Here is a 16,759-nt window from a genome sequence, read left to right on the forward strand (position 1 = left end):
AAAGGCCATCCCCGTCCATTCGTCAGGGCGAACCAATCACCACCGTTCTCTGCTCCGTGACGGCCGTTCCATCGGCGTCGGAGATCTCGGCTTTCAGGTTCACCTGCTGATTCACCAGCACCCCGATGTCGAGCTGCGAATCGATCCGGAAGAGGATCCCCTTCGCTTCACAAAACCCCTGCGCCGGCCTGTCCGGAAACACGCGCACCGATTGCGACGGCCCGATGACCTCGCCCGAGTCGACCAGCGTCGCCGTGAGCTTCACGACCGCGGTCTGCTTCAATCCAAGCGTGCGGAGCGACGCGAAAATGTGGTGCCCCCCTTGATCGCCGGCCCAGACCTGGAGCGTGTCCTGATCCGCGAGCGGGCTCCAGATCACGTTGCCCTGCCCGAGCGTCACGGTCGGCGCGCCCGGCTCCTTTGGCTTGCACCAGCTATATTTCGCCCAGTCGGACGTGTATGCTTCGAGCACCTCGGGCGCGAGATAAGGATCCAGGCAGCGACCCCAGTTGCACGTGAGCCCCGGGCCACAACCCTCGCCGCAAGCATCGCCGCTCATCGTGACGCGAAGCAGGGGCGTCTTGCCCGCGCGGGCGCGGGTGCTGGCGAGGCGCTGTCTCACGTCTCCTTTGCCGTCGACATCGGTCTCCAGCGAGACCTCCACGAGCGCGTCGTCCGCGAGCCCCTCGATCGGGATCTCCTGGGGAAGCTGGATCGGCGCCGGCACGCCCGTGCCCCACAACGCGTCGTGGACCACCGCGCCGTCCACCTTCGCCACCACGTGAATCGAGGCCGCCTGCAGGAAAAGCTCGTTCGGCGCATTGATCACGCCGACGACCACGCGCGCCTCGTTTCCGCCGCCGCCCATTCCCCCGCCGCCGCCCGTGCCGCCGGCGCCTCCGGCCCCGCCCATTCCGCCGCCGCCAACACCGCCCGTTCCGCCCGCGCCGCCCATCCCTCCGGTGCCGCCCATTCCGCCGGCGCCCATTCCGCCGGCGCCGCCGGTCCCCCCGGTGCCGCCCGCACCGGGAGAAGGATTCGGTTCGCCCCCGCATGCCGCGAGAGATGCAAGAAGGAATAGCAGACAGGTGATGGATCGCTTGTTCACGGTACGCTCCGGATGTGCGATCGAAAATCTTACAACGACCCGCGACAACGTGGAAAGCACTCCTTGTTGATGTCGCCACGCGTCATCGCTCTCGTGCATCCTACGTTCGCAGATAGCTGAAAGTTTTCTTCGTTCACTGGAAGCGAAACTCCCCTGGCGCGGAGTCGCCAGCCGCTTGGCGCCTGGCAGGGAGAGGGTTGGAATTCCCATTGCATCGCTTCTCCATACTTTCGGCTTACGGAAAACCTCATCTGTTCGCGGAAGAAGGTCATGTCGAAGAAGCACCTGAATTCCATGCTTGGCGCTCGTCGTTTCGGAAAAACCCTGGGAGGCCTTTCGCTCGTGCTGAGCGCCGGTTGCGCGGTCTCCGAGATGCCGGAGGAAAACCTTCCCGAAGGGAGCATGGAGGCCGCAGCGCAGGGATCGAGGCCGATCTTCACGCCGGCCGGCGACGCCGATCAACACACGCTGGCCGAGGCGATCAGCCGCGCGCACGTCGTGGTGAATCTCGAGACGCTCGGCCTGGATAACGAGGACGACATCGAGGTGAAGCGCGTGCGCATCGACGAGCTCTCGCTCGCCCACACGCGAATTCAGCAGAAGTTCAAGGGTTTGCCCGTCTTCGAGGGCGAGGCGATCGTGCACCTCGATCGCAACGGCAACCTGAGCGACGTCACGGATGGATTCGTGAAGCGCATTCGCCGTGATCTCTCGGTTTCGCCCACGCTCACCGAAAAGCAGGCGATCCGCGCGGCGCTCGCTCGATACGTCTGCGAATCGTGCCTGACCGCGGCGCCCGAGGTCTCTCTGCTCGTGATGCGCCACGACGGGGAGGATCACCTCGCCTATCGCGTGAAACTCCGCCGCATCGACAGCACGCACGACACCGCGATGCCCGTCCTTTTCATCGACGCGCACAGCGGCAAGGAGATCCACCGCTACGATAACCTCCAGACCGCGCAGGGCACGTCCCTCTACAGCGGCACGGTGACCATCGGCACGAGCAGTTCGAGCGGCAAGTATTACCCCGAGGATCTCACCCGCAAGGTCGGCACGTTCAACTACGCCAATGGCACGAGCACGGTGTATCGCGTCTCGGACACGGACGACCTCTGGAACGGCACCGATCAGCGGGTCGTGGTCGACGCCCATTTCGGCGCGTCGATGGTCTACGACTATTACAAGACCGTCCACGGCCGCGATGGCATCGACGGCGCGGGCGGCCCCGTGGCGTACGCGGCGGTAAACGGCGGCGCCGGGCTCATCAGCTCCATCGTCCGGTACAGCACGTCCTACAACAACGCATTCTGGGACGGCAGCCAGATGACGTACGGCGACGGCGACGGCACGACGTTCGCGCCGCTCGTCTCGCTCGACATCGCCGGGCACGAAATGGCCCACGGCGTGACCGAGTTCGAGGCGAACCTCACGTACGAGAACGAATCCGGCGCGCTGAACGAATCGTGGTCGGACGTGTTCGGCGCGCTCGTCGAGCGATACGTCTACGGCGAGAGCGCCGATACCTGGAAGATCGGCGAGGATTGCTACACCCCGGGCACCACGGGCGACGCGCTCCGCTACCTGGACAACCCCCACAACGCGAACAACAATGGCTACACGTCGAACGACGATCCCGACCATTACAGCGAGCGGTACACGGGGACCGAGGACAACGGCGGCGTCCACATCAACTCGGGCATCCCGAACCACGCGTTCTACCTGCTCGCGAAGGGCGGGACGCACCACCTGAGCGGCGTCAGGGTCACGGGCATCGGCGCGGATGACGCGGGCAAGATCTGGTACAAGGCCCTCGCCGATTACATGACCGCGAGCACGAACTTCGCGGGCGCCCGCCAGGCCACCCTGAGCGCGGCGAGCGCGCTCTTCGGCGCGTCGAGCGCGCAAACCACCTCGACACAGACGGCCTGGTGCGCCGTCGGCGTCGGCGAATGCCCCGCGAGCGGCGGCGGGGGTGGGAGCGGGACGAACCTGCTCACGAACGGCACGTTCGAGGGAAGCGTGAGCCCCTGGGTGCTGAGCGGCACGGGCGCGCTCTACGTCAACAACGGCAGTTACCCCCATTCGGGCACCGGGTATCCGTATTTTGGCAATGCCGTCAGCGTTTCGGGCTCGATGTACCAGCAGATCACGATCCCCGCGGGCGCCTCGCCGACGCTCACGTTTTCTCTGAACGTGACCTCGGCCGAGAGCACGACGACGACGCAATACGACCAGCTCTTCGTCGAGCTCCGGAACACTTCCGGCACCCTGCTGAAGACCCTCGCGACCTACAGCAACCTGAACAAGGGGACGGCCGGGGCCTACGTGCAGAAGAGCCTCTCGCTCGCGGGATACGGCGGCCAGACCGTCCGGATCCAGTTCCGCACGACGAACGATAGCTCGGCCATCACCACGTTCCGGGTCGACACGGCCGAAGCGAAGTGACAGCAGGCTGTCGAGAAACGCCGCGAGCGCCCTCCACCCGTGAACACGGACCCCTCGACGCGGGTCGATGATCTTCGGGTCGAAGGGCGCTTGCGGCTTGCTCGACGGTTCACCGTAGCAGCGTGGGTGGAAGAGGAGAACGCGAAGGGTCATCTCTGTGCGTGCGGCTGCGGGCAGCGGGTTCGAGTCATGCCGCTGCACCGGAAGAGCGGGATCCCGCGGTACGTACCTGAACATCAGCCGAACGTCTTCGGGGCAGAAATCACCGCACGCGCGCTCGGTGTGCCATCACTGTGCGTTGTCACCTTCCCGGCAGACGACGAGGTGGATCGCATTCGTTGCGACGTTTGATCTACGTCGAGCCGTACGGGCGCGGGGATGTGGATGCCCCCATTCACGTGCGGCCGATCCGGCTGGGGTGAACCCCTATCGACGGAGGGATGGCTCGTGTCCGTACGGGTCACGAACCGGTGACCGGTTCGGTCACTCGCCTCCCCCGAGAGCGCACGATCGCCGGGGAAAACGAGAAGCATACGCCTGGCACGAACCGTGCTGCGGTGCTGCGTCCCTGAGGAAACGTTTTCGAGGAGGTCGGTCCATCATGACAGTGCGTTCGCTTGTCCTTTTGCTTGGTCTTTCGTTGGTCTGGGTCGGCTGCGGGGGCCACGAGGGAGACGGCTCGGGCGCCGCCGGTCACGACGGGGGCCACGGCGGCGCGGGAGGCGGCACGGGCGGCGCGGGCGGGACTGGAGGCGCAGGTGGCGCAGGCGGTGTGGGCGGCGCAGGCGGCGGCTCTTCGGGCCCGCCGCAGGCCCCGATCATGAAGTCCGTGGCCCCGATGCAGGGCGCCTTGCACGTGGAGTGGGAAAACGTGACGCCGGATTGCGAGAAGATCGAGCTCGACCGGAACAAGGACGGCGGCGCGTATGCCAAGGCATACACGCTCGTCGGCGCGGCGACGTCGCAACACGACACGTCGGCGATCCCGCCGGGAACGTACTGCTACAAAGCGCGCTGCATCAAGGGCGCCGAGACGTCGTCCGACTCCAACGAGAAGTGCGGTACGCCATGAAAAACCATCGATTCGTGCTCTTCGGGGCCTTCCTCGTCATGGCCGGTTGCTCCAGCGAGGAAGGCCAGAAAACGGCCGCGCGTGACCCCCTCGCGCCTTATCCGCCGACGGGCGTCACCCGCGAATTCGAGCTCACGATCGACGAGACCCAGTGGGAGGTCGGGCCGGGGGCAATTTACAACGCGATCGCCTACAATGGCGTCATCCCGGGCCCGCCGATCGAGGTCGACGCGGGGGATCACGTCGTCCTCCGCGTAACCAACAACGCCGCGAAACCGCACTCGGTCCATACCCATGTCGTGAAGTTCACCTACACCAACGACGGGACTCACAATTCGGTCGTCGCGCCTGGCGAGACGAAGACCATCGAATGGGACGCCGTGTATGCAGGGACCTTCCCGTATCACGATCACGGCGACGAGGCCGAAGGGACGAAGCGCGGTATCTTCGGCGCCCTCATCGTGCACCCGCCGGGGGAGGCCAAAGCGAACGAGCACGTCGTCGTGCTCGCCGACTTCGATCAAGGCGAATACGACTCGCTCCCCGGCGTCGCCGATCCCGAGACGGGCGAATTCCCAGACGCGGGCGTCTATCACGGCGGTCACCAGTACATGCACACGATCAACGGCAAGGGCTATGAGGACGCGATCCCGGCTTTCAAAGGCAAGGTCGGCGAGCTCCAACGCTTTCGGGTCGTGAGCATCGGCAACGAGTTCCACACCTGGCACATCCACGGCCACCGCTGGCTCGACGGGAGCGGCCAGCTCACGGACAACGTGCAGCTCGGCCCGGGGATGTACACGACGTTCGAATTCATGGAAGACAACCCCGGCACCTGGCTCGTGCATTGCCACGTTGGCGAGCACATGGAAGGCGGGATGATCGCTGACTACGTCGTCACGCCTTGAGGCTGACTCGGACGTGACCGCGCGGCCGCCCTCGGGGGAGCGGCGGCGTAAGCCCCTGCACCGGACGCGAAGTTCGGCCGATTCAACGCAAATCGCAGGAAGGAGCGTTGCATGAACGCGAAGAGTATCTACGAGACGCTGGCCGCCCTCGGGGCGGGGGTGATGATCGCAGGCTGCACGACGTCTCCCGCGCCGACGATCGACGCGGAGGTGAAGCCTGTCGCCGAGGTTCCCGCCGCGAGCCCGGGCCCGGCCAAGGCTGCGCCGATCGCGCCCACGGGCGGCCCCCTCCCGGTCGCCACGAGCGCGGCAGCCCCGCCCCCCGAGGCTCCGCCGAAGGCCGCCGCGGCAGCCCCGCCTGTCGCCACACCTCGCGCGACCACGGCGCCGCCCGCCGCGAAGGAAGCCCCCGCGCCCCCCGCCCCCTCGCCGGTGACCGCGACCCCGCCTCCGCCTGCCGAGAAGCCCGCGCCCACCCCCGCGGCAACCGCGACGGCCGCGCACAAGCACGGCGCGCAGATGAGCTGCGGCGAAGGGTCCTGCGGATGAAGCACGAGGCAATCACGCGGGCAGCCCTTGCTGTGCTCCTCTCGCTCCTGCCTTCGTGCGCGACGAAGCAAGAGCCGCTGCTCGAGCAGCGGCTCCTCGCGGAGTTTGTCGAGGCGTATCCGACGGCATCGAACCCGAACGGTATCGTCCGCAGCTTCGACATCACCGCCGCGGAGGTCGAATTGCCCCTCCTCGACGGCAAACCCCTGCGCGTGTGGGCCTACAATGGTCAGGTGCCCGGCCCGGAGCTGCGCGTCCGTCTCGGCGAGACGGTGCGTGTCCGATTCACGAATCGCCTGCCACAGCCCACGACGATCCACTGGCACGGCGTGCGCGTGCCCAACGACATGGATGGCGTCCCGACGCAGAGCCGCCCCGCCATCAAACCCGGGGAATCGTTCGTCTACGAATTCACCCCCAAGGACGCGGGGACGTTCTGGTTCCACCCGCACATCCGCAGCAGCGAGCAGGTCGAGCGAGGGCTTTTTGGTGTGCTCATCGTGGAGGACCCGGCGCCCCCCGCCTACAGCCGCGATGTCGTCTGGGTCGTCGACGACTGGCTCCTCGGGCAGGATGGGCAAATCGTGCCGGCCTTCAATACGCGCCACGACCTCGCGCACGACGGGCGCTGGGGGAATCACGTCACGGTCAATGGCCGGACGAACGAGGTGCTCGCCCTCCGGCCTGGAGAACGGATCCGTCTGCGGATCGTGAACGTGGCGAACGGGCGCGTGTTCGCCCCCGATTTCGGCGGGCTCGCGGCGAAAATCGTCGCCGTGGACGGCCTGTACGTGCGGACACCGTTCGACGCGAGTGGCTTCGAGCTCGCGCCCGGCAACCGGATTGACGTGGATTTGATGGCCGGTTCTGCGGGCGCCGCGATATCCATCGAGGATCGGTTCCTGCGGTCCCGCCCGCGACGCCTCGCCGAGATTCGTGTCGCTGGCGATCCCGTAGAGACCCCCCGTTTCGAGCCGCCGACGCGCAGGACCGTCCCCGCGTGGACGGCGGGGAGCGAGGTGCCCGTGCATGCCGAGCTCGCGCTCGATGCGCGGCGGGGCGGGCCCTTCGGGATCGAATGGACCATCAACGGCGTGGCGTTCCAGGGCCACGAGAGCGCCACGGGCCACACCGGCATTCCGCTCGTGCAGGGCCAATTCAATCATCTCCGGTTCGCCAACCACTCGGCTCGACTGCACCCGATCCACCTGCACGGGATGTTCTTCCGTGTGCTCACCCGGAACGGTCGTGCGGTGGATGAACCGTTCTTCCGCGATACCGTCCTGGTTCACCCACGCGAGACGGTGGATGTCGGCGTCGTTCCTGTGGACGAAGGGAGCTGGATGCTCCACTGCCACATCCTGGAGCACGCCGAAGCGGGCATGATGACAATGCTCGAGGTGGGGTCCGCCCACGGAGCGACACCGGGACACACGAAGCATTGATTGCGCTCGATCCAGGCGGGTGAATGCTGCTCTTTCCGGTCGATCTGTTGCCCCAACCTGCCGCTCTACGACCGGCTCTTGCAGCTCTCGGCCTGGCAGGCGTGTGACGAACTGCGGCGGCAGGAAGGGACAGTGACCATGTTGGTTCATGGCCTTTCACCGGGGAAATGGGTGCACAAGATCGTACGGCCGAGCCGACGCAGACCGCGGCCCGCCATTACACTCCCTCGTCGTTTCAGGCCGCGGCCACGTACGGACCACGCAACAACGCGTCCCGGTCGAGCGGCGCCGCCGCCTCGATGAACGAGCACGATCATGACGACCTCCAAAAAGCAGGGCGCCGGAGCTCGCGGCGCGAGGTCCGAGAGCGCCCGGTGCGAGGGACCGCTTCAGGCGGCGTGGGGGCGCGACTCGTAGCCGGCGTCGCGCAACGCATCGACGAGGGCCGGGAGCGGTGCGGAGGACGCATCGTGACGCACGAGGACGGTGCCCTCGCGCAACTTGACCTCGACCTTCTCGACCCCCGCGAGCTGGCCGAGCGCGCTGTCGATGTGGCGGATGCAGGACGGGCAGCTCATCCCGTCGACCTGGAGCAGGGTTTCCTTCATGGCGTCTTCCTTTCGGGAGCGGCCCTCTCGCCGCCCATGCCTCGAAGACGCAGCCGCCAGGCTTCATTACACCTGCTCGTGGCTTCCGCCGGACGAGCCGAGCCGGCGGCGATCAATCGTCTCTGGTAGCGACGCCCGATGGGGGGCGAGAGGCATCCTGGAGGGCGGAGACCTGCGCGCGGAGTCGCTCCACCTGCCCCTGGAGGCTCGCGGGCACGTCGCCCGAACCGCGCAGGATCTCAAGCAAGCGCGGCGCGGGCGAGACGCCTGCCTGGAGACAACCGGCCAGGACCAGGACGTCCGTGCCGTCGAGATCACGAAGGAAATGCTCGATTTCGGTCCAGTCGGCGTCGTCGCGGAGGGCCGTCACGGGCGCCACCGGGTGCTCTCGCTCGATGGTCATGAACCCGCGGGACCGCCCCGAGGCTTGGTCGATCGGGAGCATGGCGCGAAAGAGCGTCTCGATCGGGACCCAATGCGGCGGGTATTTGAAGCGTGCCACGTCGAGCAGGAGCACGATATCCCGGTCCGCGTGCATACCGCCGATCGGCGAGAAGTGGCCGCTTCCGGTCTGGCCCAGCGTCGCGCGGTCGTAGGCGACGACGAGATGGGTTTCGCCTGGGCGAGACGTGGCATCTCGAATAGCCTTGCGAAACACCTCGACGGATGAGGACTCCGCGAAGTGCGTGTTGGTCCGGGTGCCGTTACACCGGGCGAGGCATGCGAATTGCGTCAGCGTAATCCCGTCCCGAGCGACCGCATCGAGGGGGCGACAACAGTCCAGGTGCTCTTCCGCGTACCAGCGCCATGGCCCCTTCCACGCGCGGCCAGGATCGATCGCCAGCGCGTTCAACACCATGATGAGCGTACCAAGTCCGCAAAACGCAGGCTCGGCCTGGGTGTGGAACTGCTCGATGAGCGAAAAGAAGCCCTCCATCGTCCCTCCGGAGAGAGCTTCGCGAAAGATCGCGCGCCCATCCGCGGAGGAGAACGATATGCAGCCCTCGGGCAGGGGGCGCTTGTAGAACGACGGCTGGGCCTTGGGCACGGGTTTCATGAGCCTGCGCTCGAATGGCATATTTCCGTTCGTGGGTCAATGATCCATTTCACCATCGAAACGATGGCCTCGTCGAAAAACGGATGATGATGTTCCTTGCTCGAAGCGCCGGGACCAAGGCGCATCATCCGCGCGACCATGTTGTCGCTCTCGTGGATGTCAGTGGCCGAGACCTTGCCGGTCTCCGGTCTTGCCACGGCTGAGAGATTGGTCACGGAGGGTGCATTGGAAGGGACCGCAGGGCCCGCATTGTTCTCAGCTCGGACGTCGATTGCAGACAACGCGAGCGGCAACAGAAGAATCCCCGCCGACAAGTGCTCGAGCTTCTTACGACTCTTCATGGCCTCCGACGACCCCTCGAGCTCGGTCGCGCTCGTGTGCAGCATCTTCATCGGGGCGAGCGAGCCATAAAGGTCACGCTCCGCGTTTGAGCCACGCGTAAACCGCGAAGCACCCACCGGTCTCGGCCGCTGCCGTGAAGAGGACAGCCCGAGCACGGCGAGCCACGCCTTCATGAACGCACCGCGGAGATGGCCCTCAACGGTTCGTCGAGCAGGGTGCACTCGTGAGCCCGGCAGCGTCGGAGCGTCTGCATCAGGCGTCTGCGGACCGCGCGCAGGGCCACGATCTTCTGGTCCACACGAGCGAGCACGGCCTCGAACCGCGGTTGTTCGCTTGCGCAGCTCGCCGTGCCCAGGAGTCGTTCCGCTATCGTGGAGACGCGGCGATCTTCGTGCGATCGAAGCCGACGGAACCGTTTGCGTTGACGGGTATTCTTCGCTGCCCTCCGTGTGGCGGTCGGATCCTGGGGAAGATTTCGGGTAGCTCGGAGCGCCGGTACTACATGTGCGCGCGTCGCCACCTCGGTGGGAGCGACATCTGTTCGTTCCCGAGCATCGCCGCGAACGATTTGCAGAAGGCCGTCTGGGACTGGCTGCACGAAGTGCTGTCGTCGCCGGCCTTCGGGAGGTAGGGTCCGCGCGAGGGGTCCGTGTTCACGGGCTCCCTGGAGCTAGGCAGGAGGACGCAGGAATACGGAAGGATTCCGAGGACGACGACCGACGATCCAGGGCGCGCAGCAAGTTTATCGGCAGCCTGCGGTTGACCGGCGCGGCCCGGGGCGTAATTTTCGGGCCGTGCGTGCCCTTCGCGTCCTGCAGCAAAGAGACGAGGCCATCCGCGCGCGCGTCGCGCGGGACGTCGAAGACCGCCTCGGCGAGGGCAACCTCGAATCGCTCGCCCTCGCGGCCCACGCGGCGATGGAGCGGGAGACCACGCGCGCCCAAGGCACGGGCGCCCGCGCCCCGGCCTGCTCGGCCGGTTGCTCGTATTGCTGTCACGTGCACGCGCACGCGACCCTCCCCGAGATCCTCGCCGTCGCCGCGTGGCTCCGTCGCTCGCTCGCCCCGGAGGCGCTCTTCGCGCTGAAGGAACGGCTCGCACGGCACGTGGCGGACGTCGAGCCGCTCTCCGACGAAGAGCGCTGGGCCGCGCGGATCCCCTGCGCGCTGCTCGACGAACGCGGCTACTGCTCGGTGCACGAGGCGCGGCCGCTGCGCTGTCGGGCCTTTCATTCCTGCTCGGCCGACGATTGTCGCGACGCCTTCGAGGGCCGCACGGACGCGCTGCCTCCCCGCGCGGCGCTCCTCGCGCGCGCCGCGGACGCCGTCGAGGCGGGCTACGATCGTGCGCTCCTCGCCGCCGGAATTGACGCTTCGGGTCATCGGCTGGAGGTCGGGCTCCTCCGCGCGCTCGAACGTACGGCGCCGTAATTCTGGAGAGGCCCGAGATCCGGCGATCGCAAACGCAGAGAACCGTGGCATTCTCCGGCGCATGCGCACTCTGCTAGCTCTCTTTCTCCTCCCATGTTTCGTGATCCCCTTCGCTTGCTCGGCCAGTGGCGATCACACCTCCACGAGCGCCGGCGGCACCGCCGGGGCCGGCGGCAGCGACGGCACCGGCTGCGGCCAATGCTTCGGGGCCGTTTTCACGCCCTGCAATTCCGACGGCACCCCCGGCGCGCCGATCACGTGTCCGAGCGGCGTGTGCGCGCCGAACGTGGGCTGCGTCGAATGCCAGCCCGGCTCCCTCACCTGCGTGGGGAACGAGGTGCGCCGCTGCTCCGAGGACGGCAAGGACGCGAGCGAGGTCGTCGAGGTCTGCGACGCCGCCGCGGGGTTCGGTTGTTCCAATGGGAAATGCACCGGCGCTTGTGACGTCGCCGCCGATCAGCCCTCCAACGTGGGTTGCGAGTTCTGGGCCGTCGATCTCGATCAACAGGACGGCTTGAACGATCCGGCGAGCGCGCCCTGGGGCGTCGTCCTCTCGAATACCGGCGAGGCCGTGGCGAAGGTCGTGATCGAGCAGAATGACGCGCCGCTCGGAATGCCCGCGACGCCGAAGCTCGTGCTCGCGGTCGACGTGCAGCCCGGCGAGCTCTTCACGGCGAAGCTGCCGACGCGCGAGCTCGATTGCGGCGTCAAGCCGAACGATTACCTCTCCCCCGGCACGTGTTTGTCCTCGAACGCGTTCCGCATCACCTCGTCCACGCCGATCGTCGTGTATCAGTTCAACGTCTTCGAGAATGCGTACTCGAACGACGCGTCGCTCCTCTTGCCCACGACCGGCCTCGGCAAGATCTACCGCATCATCAACTGGCCGGCCGGGCACCCGGTCCCGCTCGATTTCCCGGGCATCGGCAAGATCATCGATCGCTCGTACGTGACCGTCATCGGCACGAAGCCGAACACCGTCGTCACGGTCAAGCCGAGCTGGCGCATCAAGGGCAACCCGCCGATCGCGGCGACGATGCCCGGCGGCGAGATCAAGGTCACGCTCAATCCCTTCGACGTCTTGAACCTGGAGACCGACGACGCCACGTTCCAGGACGACCCGAAAACGGTGGCCGATCTCTCGTCCACGATCGTCACGTCGACACTCCCGGTCGCCGTCTTCTCGGGCGTCGAGACCACGAGTGCGCCCGGCGGCGTCGTCGAGATCCCGACGTACGGGGGCTGGACGAGCGATAGCACCTGCTGCCTCGATCACCTCGAAGAGCAGATGTTCCCCGTCGAATCGATCGGCTCGCGTTATGTGATCACGCGCAGCCCCGTGCGCTCCACGTCGGGCTACCGCGAGCCCGACATCATTCGATTCCTCGGCGTCGCCGAGGACGCGACCGTCACGACGAACCTGCCCGCGCCCTTCGATTCGTTCGTGCTCCAAGCGGGCGAGGTGAAGACGACGTGGGCGCAGGACAATTTCGTGGTCGGCGCGACGAAGCCGGTCATGGTGGGGCAGCTCCAGGTCTCGAACGGGTACGTCGACGGCCCCGCGATCGGCGATCCTTCGCTCACCGTTTTCCCGCCGATCGAGCAGTTCCGCACCGAATACGTCATTCCGACGCCGTCCTCGTGGACGCAGAACTGGGTCGTGATCGCGGCCGAGGTCGGCTCGGAGATCATGCTCGACGGCTTCACGACGAACCTCTGCCAGATCGAGCCCGCGGGCATGGTCGAGGGCAAGGCGTACCATTCTCGCAAATGCCCGCTGGAGCCCGGCGTGCACAAGCTCACCGGGGACAAACCTTTCGGGATCATCGGGTACGGCTACGGGAGCGCGGGCTCGTACGCGTTCGCGGGCGGCGCGGACGTGAAGCGCGTGTACGAGCCGCCTCCGCTCAAGTGAGAGGAATCCCTGCGCGCCCGCGAGGAAGCTGATATCCTCGCCCTCCATGGGACGAGACGACGGTCGCGCGGGGTATCGACGACGGACCAAGGCCACGCTGGAAAAGGGCGCGTGGCTCTCGATTGCGCTCTCCGAGCTCGCCTGCAGCCCCGCGCCCGCCCCCGCGCCCGTATCCTCCGTCCCTACCCACGCCGCCGCGCCCGCGGCGACCGCGTCCGCGCCCGTGTGGACCAGCCCAAATCAGGGTGAAGAGGAGATCCTGCAAAAATTCGCGCCCTACGCGGTCACGGACGGCTCGCTCGCGCGCCGGGTGCTCTACACGTGGACGACGCGCGAGCAGATCGCGGCTCTCGAAAAAGACCGCGTGCTCCTCACGCGCACCGAATCGCCCGAGCATGGCGCGTCGTATTTCGATCAAATGCTCCACGCCCGCGCCGTCGCCAAGGATCCGCTCGCGGAGGTACTCCGCACGACGCCGTTCGCCCGCGCGCGATATGCTTGGACCGCGCCCTGGGCGACGACGTTTGGCCTCGGCGGCGAATCCTACGGCGATCGGCTCCTTCGGGTCACGCTGAAGCAAGACGCGTGGATTGCCGTGCTCATGACCTCGAAGAAGAACCTCGAAGTCAGGGATCTCGCGGGCAAACCGGTGCCGATCGCCGACGCGGTCGCCCACCCCGAGCGCATCGCGGCGGTGTATTTCGCGCACGACACGCCGGTGACGGGCTATGCCGCGTCGATGGCCGGACCGGAGGAGCGCGTCGGCTATCGCGAGTACGTGCTCTGCAACGAGTCGATGATCGAGTCGTGGTCGATCCGGACGCCCGAGATCCGGAAGGAGCTGCTCGATGGCGCGGCGGCGCTGCGCGCGCTCGCCCGGTTCGTTTTCCTGCACCCGCCGGAGCGGAGATTCACGGGCATCCGGTGGAATGTGCAGGTGGTGAAAGAGACGTTTCCCCGGGCCGAGCCGGTGCCGACGCTCCTTGGTATGTACGAAGCGTCGCTCGCCTTTCCCTTCGGATCGTACGAACCGGACTCCAATGCTCTGAACGCGGTGGCCGCCCGGGTCGACGAATACGAGGAGAAGCAAAAAGGCCCGCCGCTCACGCACACGCCAACGGCGAAATTCCCGCCTCCGTCTGAAAGAAAGCCGTCGCGGCCGCCGCGGATCGTACCGTGGTACGAGAGGCATTGACGAGGGCCCATGCCCCGGATCGGAAAAGCCGAGGCGCTCGCGCGCGTCGAAGCGGAGCGGGCGCGTTTGCCCGCGTCGTACGAGGGGTGCGCGATGTGCGCGCTCGCAAGGGGGTTTCCCGCGGATACCGTGCAGCTCGCTGAAAGCCCGCGCGCGGTGGCCGTGCTGGATCGATTCGCGGCGCGGCGTGGCCACGTGCTCGTGGTGCTGCGGCGTCACGTGGAGTCGATCGCGGCCTTGTCGTGGGACGAATACGCCGAGGTGCAAAAGCTCGCGTGGGAAACGACGCGCGCGCTGGAGCGCGTGCTTTCACCGCGCCGGACCTTCGTGGCAGCGCTCGGCGCGGCGACGGCGCGGGTGAATTCGTTCCCGCATCATCACGTGCACGTGATTCCGATCGACGCGGAGGACACGCAGGACAGGCCCGCGCAGGTGCTCACCTGGGAGTTTGGTGTCTACGTGTACGAGGAGGGGGAGGCGAAGGCGCTCGGGGAGGCGCTCAGGGCGAGCTGGCCGGCGAGGGAATGAGGGGGCGGTCGTGCAAGACCGCCCCCAAGGGCCCCATCAATGCACCCGCATCCCGGGTTTCGCCCCGCTATCGGCCGACAGGACGAACACGTTCTCCCCGTCGCCCGCCGCGAGCACCATGCCTTCGCTCATCCCGAACTTCATCTGCCGCGGCGCCAGGTTCGCGCACACGATCACGAGTCGGCCGAGGAGAGCCTTCGGATCGTAATACGCCTTGATCCCCGCGAACACCGTCCGCGTCGTGTCGCCGCCGAGCGAGACCGTGAGCTTGAGGAGCTTCTTCGCCCCCGGCACGCCCTCGGCCGCGATGATCCGCGCGACGCGCATGTCGACCTTCGTGAAATCGTCGATCGAACACTGCGGCGCGAGGGGCTCCTTGGCGAGCGCGTCGCCCGCATCGTCCCACGTCGTCGGGGCCGCTTCCCCCGCGCTCGCCTCCGGGGCCGCCGCGGCCTTCGGCGCCTCGCCCGGCTCGCCCGCGCGGCTCGCTTCGAGCATCTTCTGCACGGCATCCATCTCCATTCGCTTCATCAAATGCTGGTACGGCGCGACGGGCGTGCCCACGAGCGGCTTCTGCGCGAGATCGAACCGATCCATTGCGCAATTCAGGAGCACGCCCGACTCCGCCGCGAGCTTCGGCAGGACGGGCGCCAGGTAAAGCACGATCTGCCGGTACAGGTTCAGCGCGACCGTGCACGCATTCTGCACCTCCTGCTCCTTACCCGGCTGCTTGGCGAGCGCCCACGGGGCCACGCGATCCACGTATTCGTTCGCCCGGTCCGCGAGACCCACGATGATCCGGGTCGCCCGCGCGAAATCGAATGCCGCGTACGCCTCGCCGATCTCCGCGCCCGCCTTCGCCGCCGCCTCGAAGAGCCCGCCGTCATCCGGATAGCTCGCGGAAAGGCCCGTCTTCGCCACGAAACGCGACGAACGGCTCGCGAGGTTCACGATCTTGTTCACGAGCTCCGCGTTCACCTTCTGCACGAACTCGTCGACGTTGAGATCAAAATCCTCGACGCGCGCGCCGAGCTTGCTCGCGTAGTAATAACGGAGGTACGCGGGGTCGAGATGGTCGAGGTACGTCCGCGCCATGACGAACGTGCCCTTCGTCTTCGCCATCTTCTCGCCATTCACCGTCAAGAACCCGTGCACCTGCACCCGGGAAGGCAGCGAATAGCCCGCGCTCTTCAGCATCGAGGGCCAGAACAGCGTGTGGAAATAAACGATGTCCTTGCCGATGACGTGCACGATCTCCGTCTTGTCCGAGCGCCACCAGTCCTCCATGCGCTCGCCGTGCTTGTCGCACCACTCGCGTGTCGAGCCGATGTATCCGATCGGCGCGTCGAACCAGACGTACCAGTAATGCCCCGGCGCGTCGGGGATCTCGAAGCCGAAGTAAGGCGCGGGGCGCGAGATGTCCCAGTCGCGCAAGGGCTCCGCGAGGAAATGGCCCGCGAGGTAGTTCGAGATCTCCTTCGGCATGCGGCCCTCGACCGCCGTCCATTCGGCGAGGAAGGCGTGGTCGGGCTCGAGCGAGATGAACAGGTGCTCGGCGCTCTTGAGCTCCGGCCGCGCGCCGGAGAGCGTGCTCTTCGGGTCCACGAGCTCGGTCGCGCTGTACGTCGAGCCGCACTTGTCGCAGTTGTCGCCGTACTGATCGGGCGCGCCGCAGCGCGGGCACGTGCCCTTGACGAACCGGTCCGCGAGGAACGTGCCCGCCTGCGGGTCGAAGAGCTGCGTCACGTCACGCTTCGCGACCCGCCCGTTCTTCTGCAGCGAGGCCCAGATCTCGTTGCAGACCTCGCGCGTCGCGGCCGAGTTCGTGCTGCCGAAGTGATCGAACTGGATCATGAAGTCGGCGAAGTCGCGCTGATGCGCGGCGCTCATGTCCGCGATCACCGCCTCCTCCGAGCGCCCCTCCTTGCGCGCGCGGATCATGATCGACGTGCCGTGCGTGTCGTCCGCGCAGATGTAGATGGCGCGGCGCCCGGTCATGCGCTGGTACCGCGCGAAGATGTCCGTCTGCGTGTACTCGAGCAGGTGGCCGAGGTGAATGTGGCCGTTGGCGTAAGGGAGCGCGCTGGTGATCAGCAAGGGCTTCATGGCGGGCGCAATGTGCACCATCGCGGCGGCAAATGCCAAGCCCCGACCCGC

Annotated in this window: 15 protein-coding genes; 10 read left to right on the forward strand and 5 right to left on the reverse strand. The window is 66.9% G+C overall.

Going from position 1 to position 16,759, the window contains the following annotated elements:
* Positions 1–22: 22 nt before the first annotated feature.
* The gene (locus KEG57_RS31425; RefSeq protein ID WP_272459120.1) at positions 23–1,108 is read right to left on the reverse strand and encodes a hypothetical protein; all 1,086 of its coding nucleotides are present in this window, start codon (positions 1,106–1,108) and stop codon (positions 23–25) included.
* Positions 1,109–1,378: 270 nt separating this feature from the next.
* Here KEG57_RS31425 and KEG57_RS31430 point away from each other — a divergent pair, with 270 nt between their 5' ends.
* The 5 genes from KEG57_RS31430 to KEG57_RS31450 all read left to right on the forward strand — a co-directional run bounded on the left by KEG57_RS31430 (position 1,379) and on the right by KEG57_RS31450 (position 7,527).
* Positions 1,379–3,553 carry a M4 family metallopeptidase gene (locus KEG57_RS31430; RefSeq protein ID WP_272459121.1) on the forward strand — a complete coding sequence of 725 codons (2,175 nt, stop codon included), beginning with the start codon at positions 1,379–1,381 and terminating at the stop codon, positions 3,551–3,553.
* 601 nt (positions 3,554–4,154) lie between these two features.
* Positions 4,155–4,625 (forward strand): hypothetical protein, encoded by a 471-nt coding sequence (locus tag KEG57_RS31435; protein ID WP_272459122.1) that lies wholly within the window; start codon positions 4,155–4,157, stop codon positions 4,623–4,625.
* Positions 4,622–5,533, forward strand: a complete 912-nt coding sequence (locus tag KEG57_RS31440; protein ID WP_272422763.1) for a multicopper oxidase domain-containing protein — start codon at positions 4,622–4,624, stop codon at positions 5,531–5,533. The genes KEG57_RS31435 and KEG57_RS31440 overlap by 4 nt, the downstream gene beginning before the upstream one ends.
* A 111-nt stretch (positions 5,534–5,644) precedes the next feature.
* Positions 5,645–6,082: a hypothetical protein gene (locus KEG57_RS31445; protein WP_272422762.1), complete on the forward strand. Its 438-nt coding sequence runs from the start codon at positions 5,645–5,647 to the stop codon at positions 6,080–6,082.
* On the forward strand, positions 6,079–7,527 hold the full coding sequence (locus tag KEG57_RS31450; RefSeq protein WP_272422761.1) for a multicopper oxidase family protein: 1,449 nt from the start codon (positions 6,079–6,081) through the stop codon (positions 7,525–7,527). The genes KEG57_RS31445 and KEG57_RS31450 overlap by 4 nt, the downstream gene beginning before the upstream one ends.
* A gap of 389 nt (positions 7,528–7,916) precedes the next feature.
* Here KEG57_RS31450 and KEG57_RS31455 read toward each other — a convergent pair whose 3' ends face one another.
* From KEG57_RS31455 to KEG57_RS31465, 3 genes are all read right to left on the reverse strand, one after another.
* Complete coding sequence (locus KEG57_RS31455; protein WP_272422760.1) at positions 7,917–8,135, reverse strand: heavy-metal-associated domain-containing protein; 219 nt, start codon at positions 8,133–8,135, stop codon at positions 7,917–7,919.
* 112 nt (positions 8,136–8,247) lie between these two features.
* Entirely contained in the window at positions 8,248–9,192 is a 945-nt protein-coding gene (locus KEG57_RS31460; protein ID WP_272422759.1) for a phytochelatin synthase family protein, read from the reverse strand.
* Positions 9,189–9,584 carry a hypothetical protein gene (locus tag KEG57_RS31465; RefSeq protein ID WP_272459123.1) on the reverse strand — a complete coding sequence of 132 codons (396 nt, stop codon included), beginning with the start codon at positions 9,582–9,584 and terminating at the stop codon, positions 9,189–9,191. The genes KEG57_RS31460 and KEG57_RS31465 overlap by 4 nt, the downstream gene beginning before the upstream one ends.
* 341 nt (positions 9,585–9,925) lie before the next feature.
* On the opposite strand from KEG57_RS31465, the gene KEG57_RS56175 reads away from it, so the two are divergent.
* The 5 genes from KEG57_RS56175 to KEG57_RS31485 all read left to right on the forward strand — a co-directional run bounded on the left by KEG57_RS56175 (position 9,926) and on the right by KEG57_RS31485 (position 14,602).
* A complete protein-coding gene (locus tag KEG57_RS56175; RefSeq protein WP_372518266.1) occupies positions 9,926–10,165 on the forward strand; it encodes a recombinase zinc ribbon domain-containing protein in 240 nt (79 codons plus the stop codon).
* A 163-nt stretch (positions 10,166–10,328) separates the two neighbouring features.
* Complete coding sequence (locus KEG57_RS31470) at positions 10,329–10,964, forward strand: YkgJ family cysteine cluster protein (protein ID WP_272422757.1); 636 nt, start codon at positions 10,329–10,331, stop codon at positions 10,962–10,964.
* Between the two features lie 61 nt (positions 10,965–11,025).
* Positions 11,026–12,879, forward strand: coding sequence for an IgGFc-binding protein (locus KEG57_RS31475; protein WP_272422756.1), 1,854 nt, complete (start codon positions 11,026–11,028; stop codon positions 12,877–12,879).
* 46 nt (positions 12,880–12,925) lie between these two features.
* Positions 12,926–14,074, forward strand: coding sequence for a hypothetical protein (locus KEG57_RS31480; protein WP_272459124.1), 1,149 nt, complete (start codon positions 12,926–12,928; stop codon positions 14,072–14,074).
* Positions 14,075–14,083: 9 nt separating this feature from the next.
* Positions 14,084–14,602: an HIT family protein gene (locus KEG57_RS31485; protein ID WP_272459125.1), complete on the forward strand. Its 519-nt coding sequence runs from the start codon at positions 14,084–14,086 to the stop codon at positions 14,600–14,602.
* Positions 14,603–14,638: 36 nt separating this feature from the next.
* Here KEG57_RS31485 and metG read toward each other — a convergent pair whose 3' ends face one another.
* Positions 14,639–16,708: a methionine--tRNA ligase gene (metG, locus tag KEG57_RS31490; RefSeq protein WP_272459126.1), complete on the reverse strand. Its 2,070-nt coding sequence runs from the start codon at positions 16,706–16,708 to the stop codon at positions 14,639–14,641.
* Between the last annotated feature and the right edge of the window lie 51 nt (positions 16,709–16,759).

The organism is Polyangium jinanense (assembly GCF_028435365.1).

Bases quoted from the DNA above. Each gene is read 5' to 3' on its own strand.
- KEG57_RS31430 (WP_272459121.1), top strand. From the start codon at position 1,379: ATGTCGAAGAAGCACCTGAATTCCATGCTTGGCGCTCGTCGTTTCGGA.
- KEG57_RS31440 (WP_272422763.1), top strand. From the start codon at position 4,622: ATGAAAAACCATCGATTCGTGCTCTTCGGGGCCTTCCTCGTCATGGCC.
- KEG57_RS31480 (WP_272459124.1), top strand. From the start codon at position 12,926: ATGGGACGAGACGACGGTCGCGCGGGGTATCGACGACGGACCAAGGCC.
- KEG57_RS31475 (WP_272422756.1), top strand. From the start codon at position 11,026: ATGCGCACTCTGCTAGCTCTCTTTCTCCTCCCATGTTTCGTGATCCCC.
- KEG57_RS31450 (WP_272422761.1), top strand. From the start codon at position 6,079: ATGAAGCACGAGGCAATCACGCGGGCAGCCCTTGCTGTGCTCCTCTCG.
- KEG57_RS31465 (WP_272459123.1), bottom strand. From the start codon at position 9,584: ATGAAGATGCTGCACACGAGCGCGACCGAGCTCGAGGGGTCGTCGGAG.
- metG (WP_272459126.1), bottom strand. From the start codon at position 16,708: ATGAAGCCCTTGCTGATCACCAGCGCGCTCCCTTACGCCAACGGCCAC.
- KEG57_RS31435 (WP_272459122.1), top strand. From the start codon at position 4,155: ATGACAGTGCGTTCGCTTGTCCTTTTGCTTGGTCTTTCGTTGGTCTGG.
- KEG57_RS31455 (WP_272422760.1), bottom strand. From the start codon at position 8,135: ATGAAGGAAACCCTGCTCCAGGTCGACGGGATGAGCTGCCCGTCCTGC.
- KEG57_RS31485 (WP_272459125.1), top strand. From the start codon at position 14,084: ATGCCCCGGATCGGAAAAGCCGAGGCGCTCGCGCGCGTCGAAGCGGAG.
- KEG57_RS31445 (WP_272422762.1), top strand. From the start codon at position 5,645: ATGAACGCGAAGAGTATCTACGAGACGCTGGCCGCCCTCGGGGCGGGG.
- KEG57_RS31460 (WP_272422759.1), bottom strand. From the start codon at position 9,192: ATGAAACCCGTGCCCAAGGCCCAGCCGTCGTTCTACAAGCGCCCCCTG.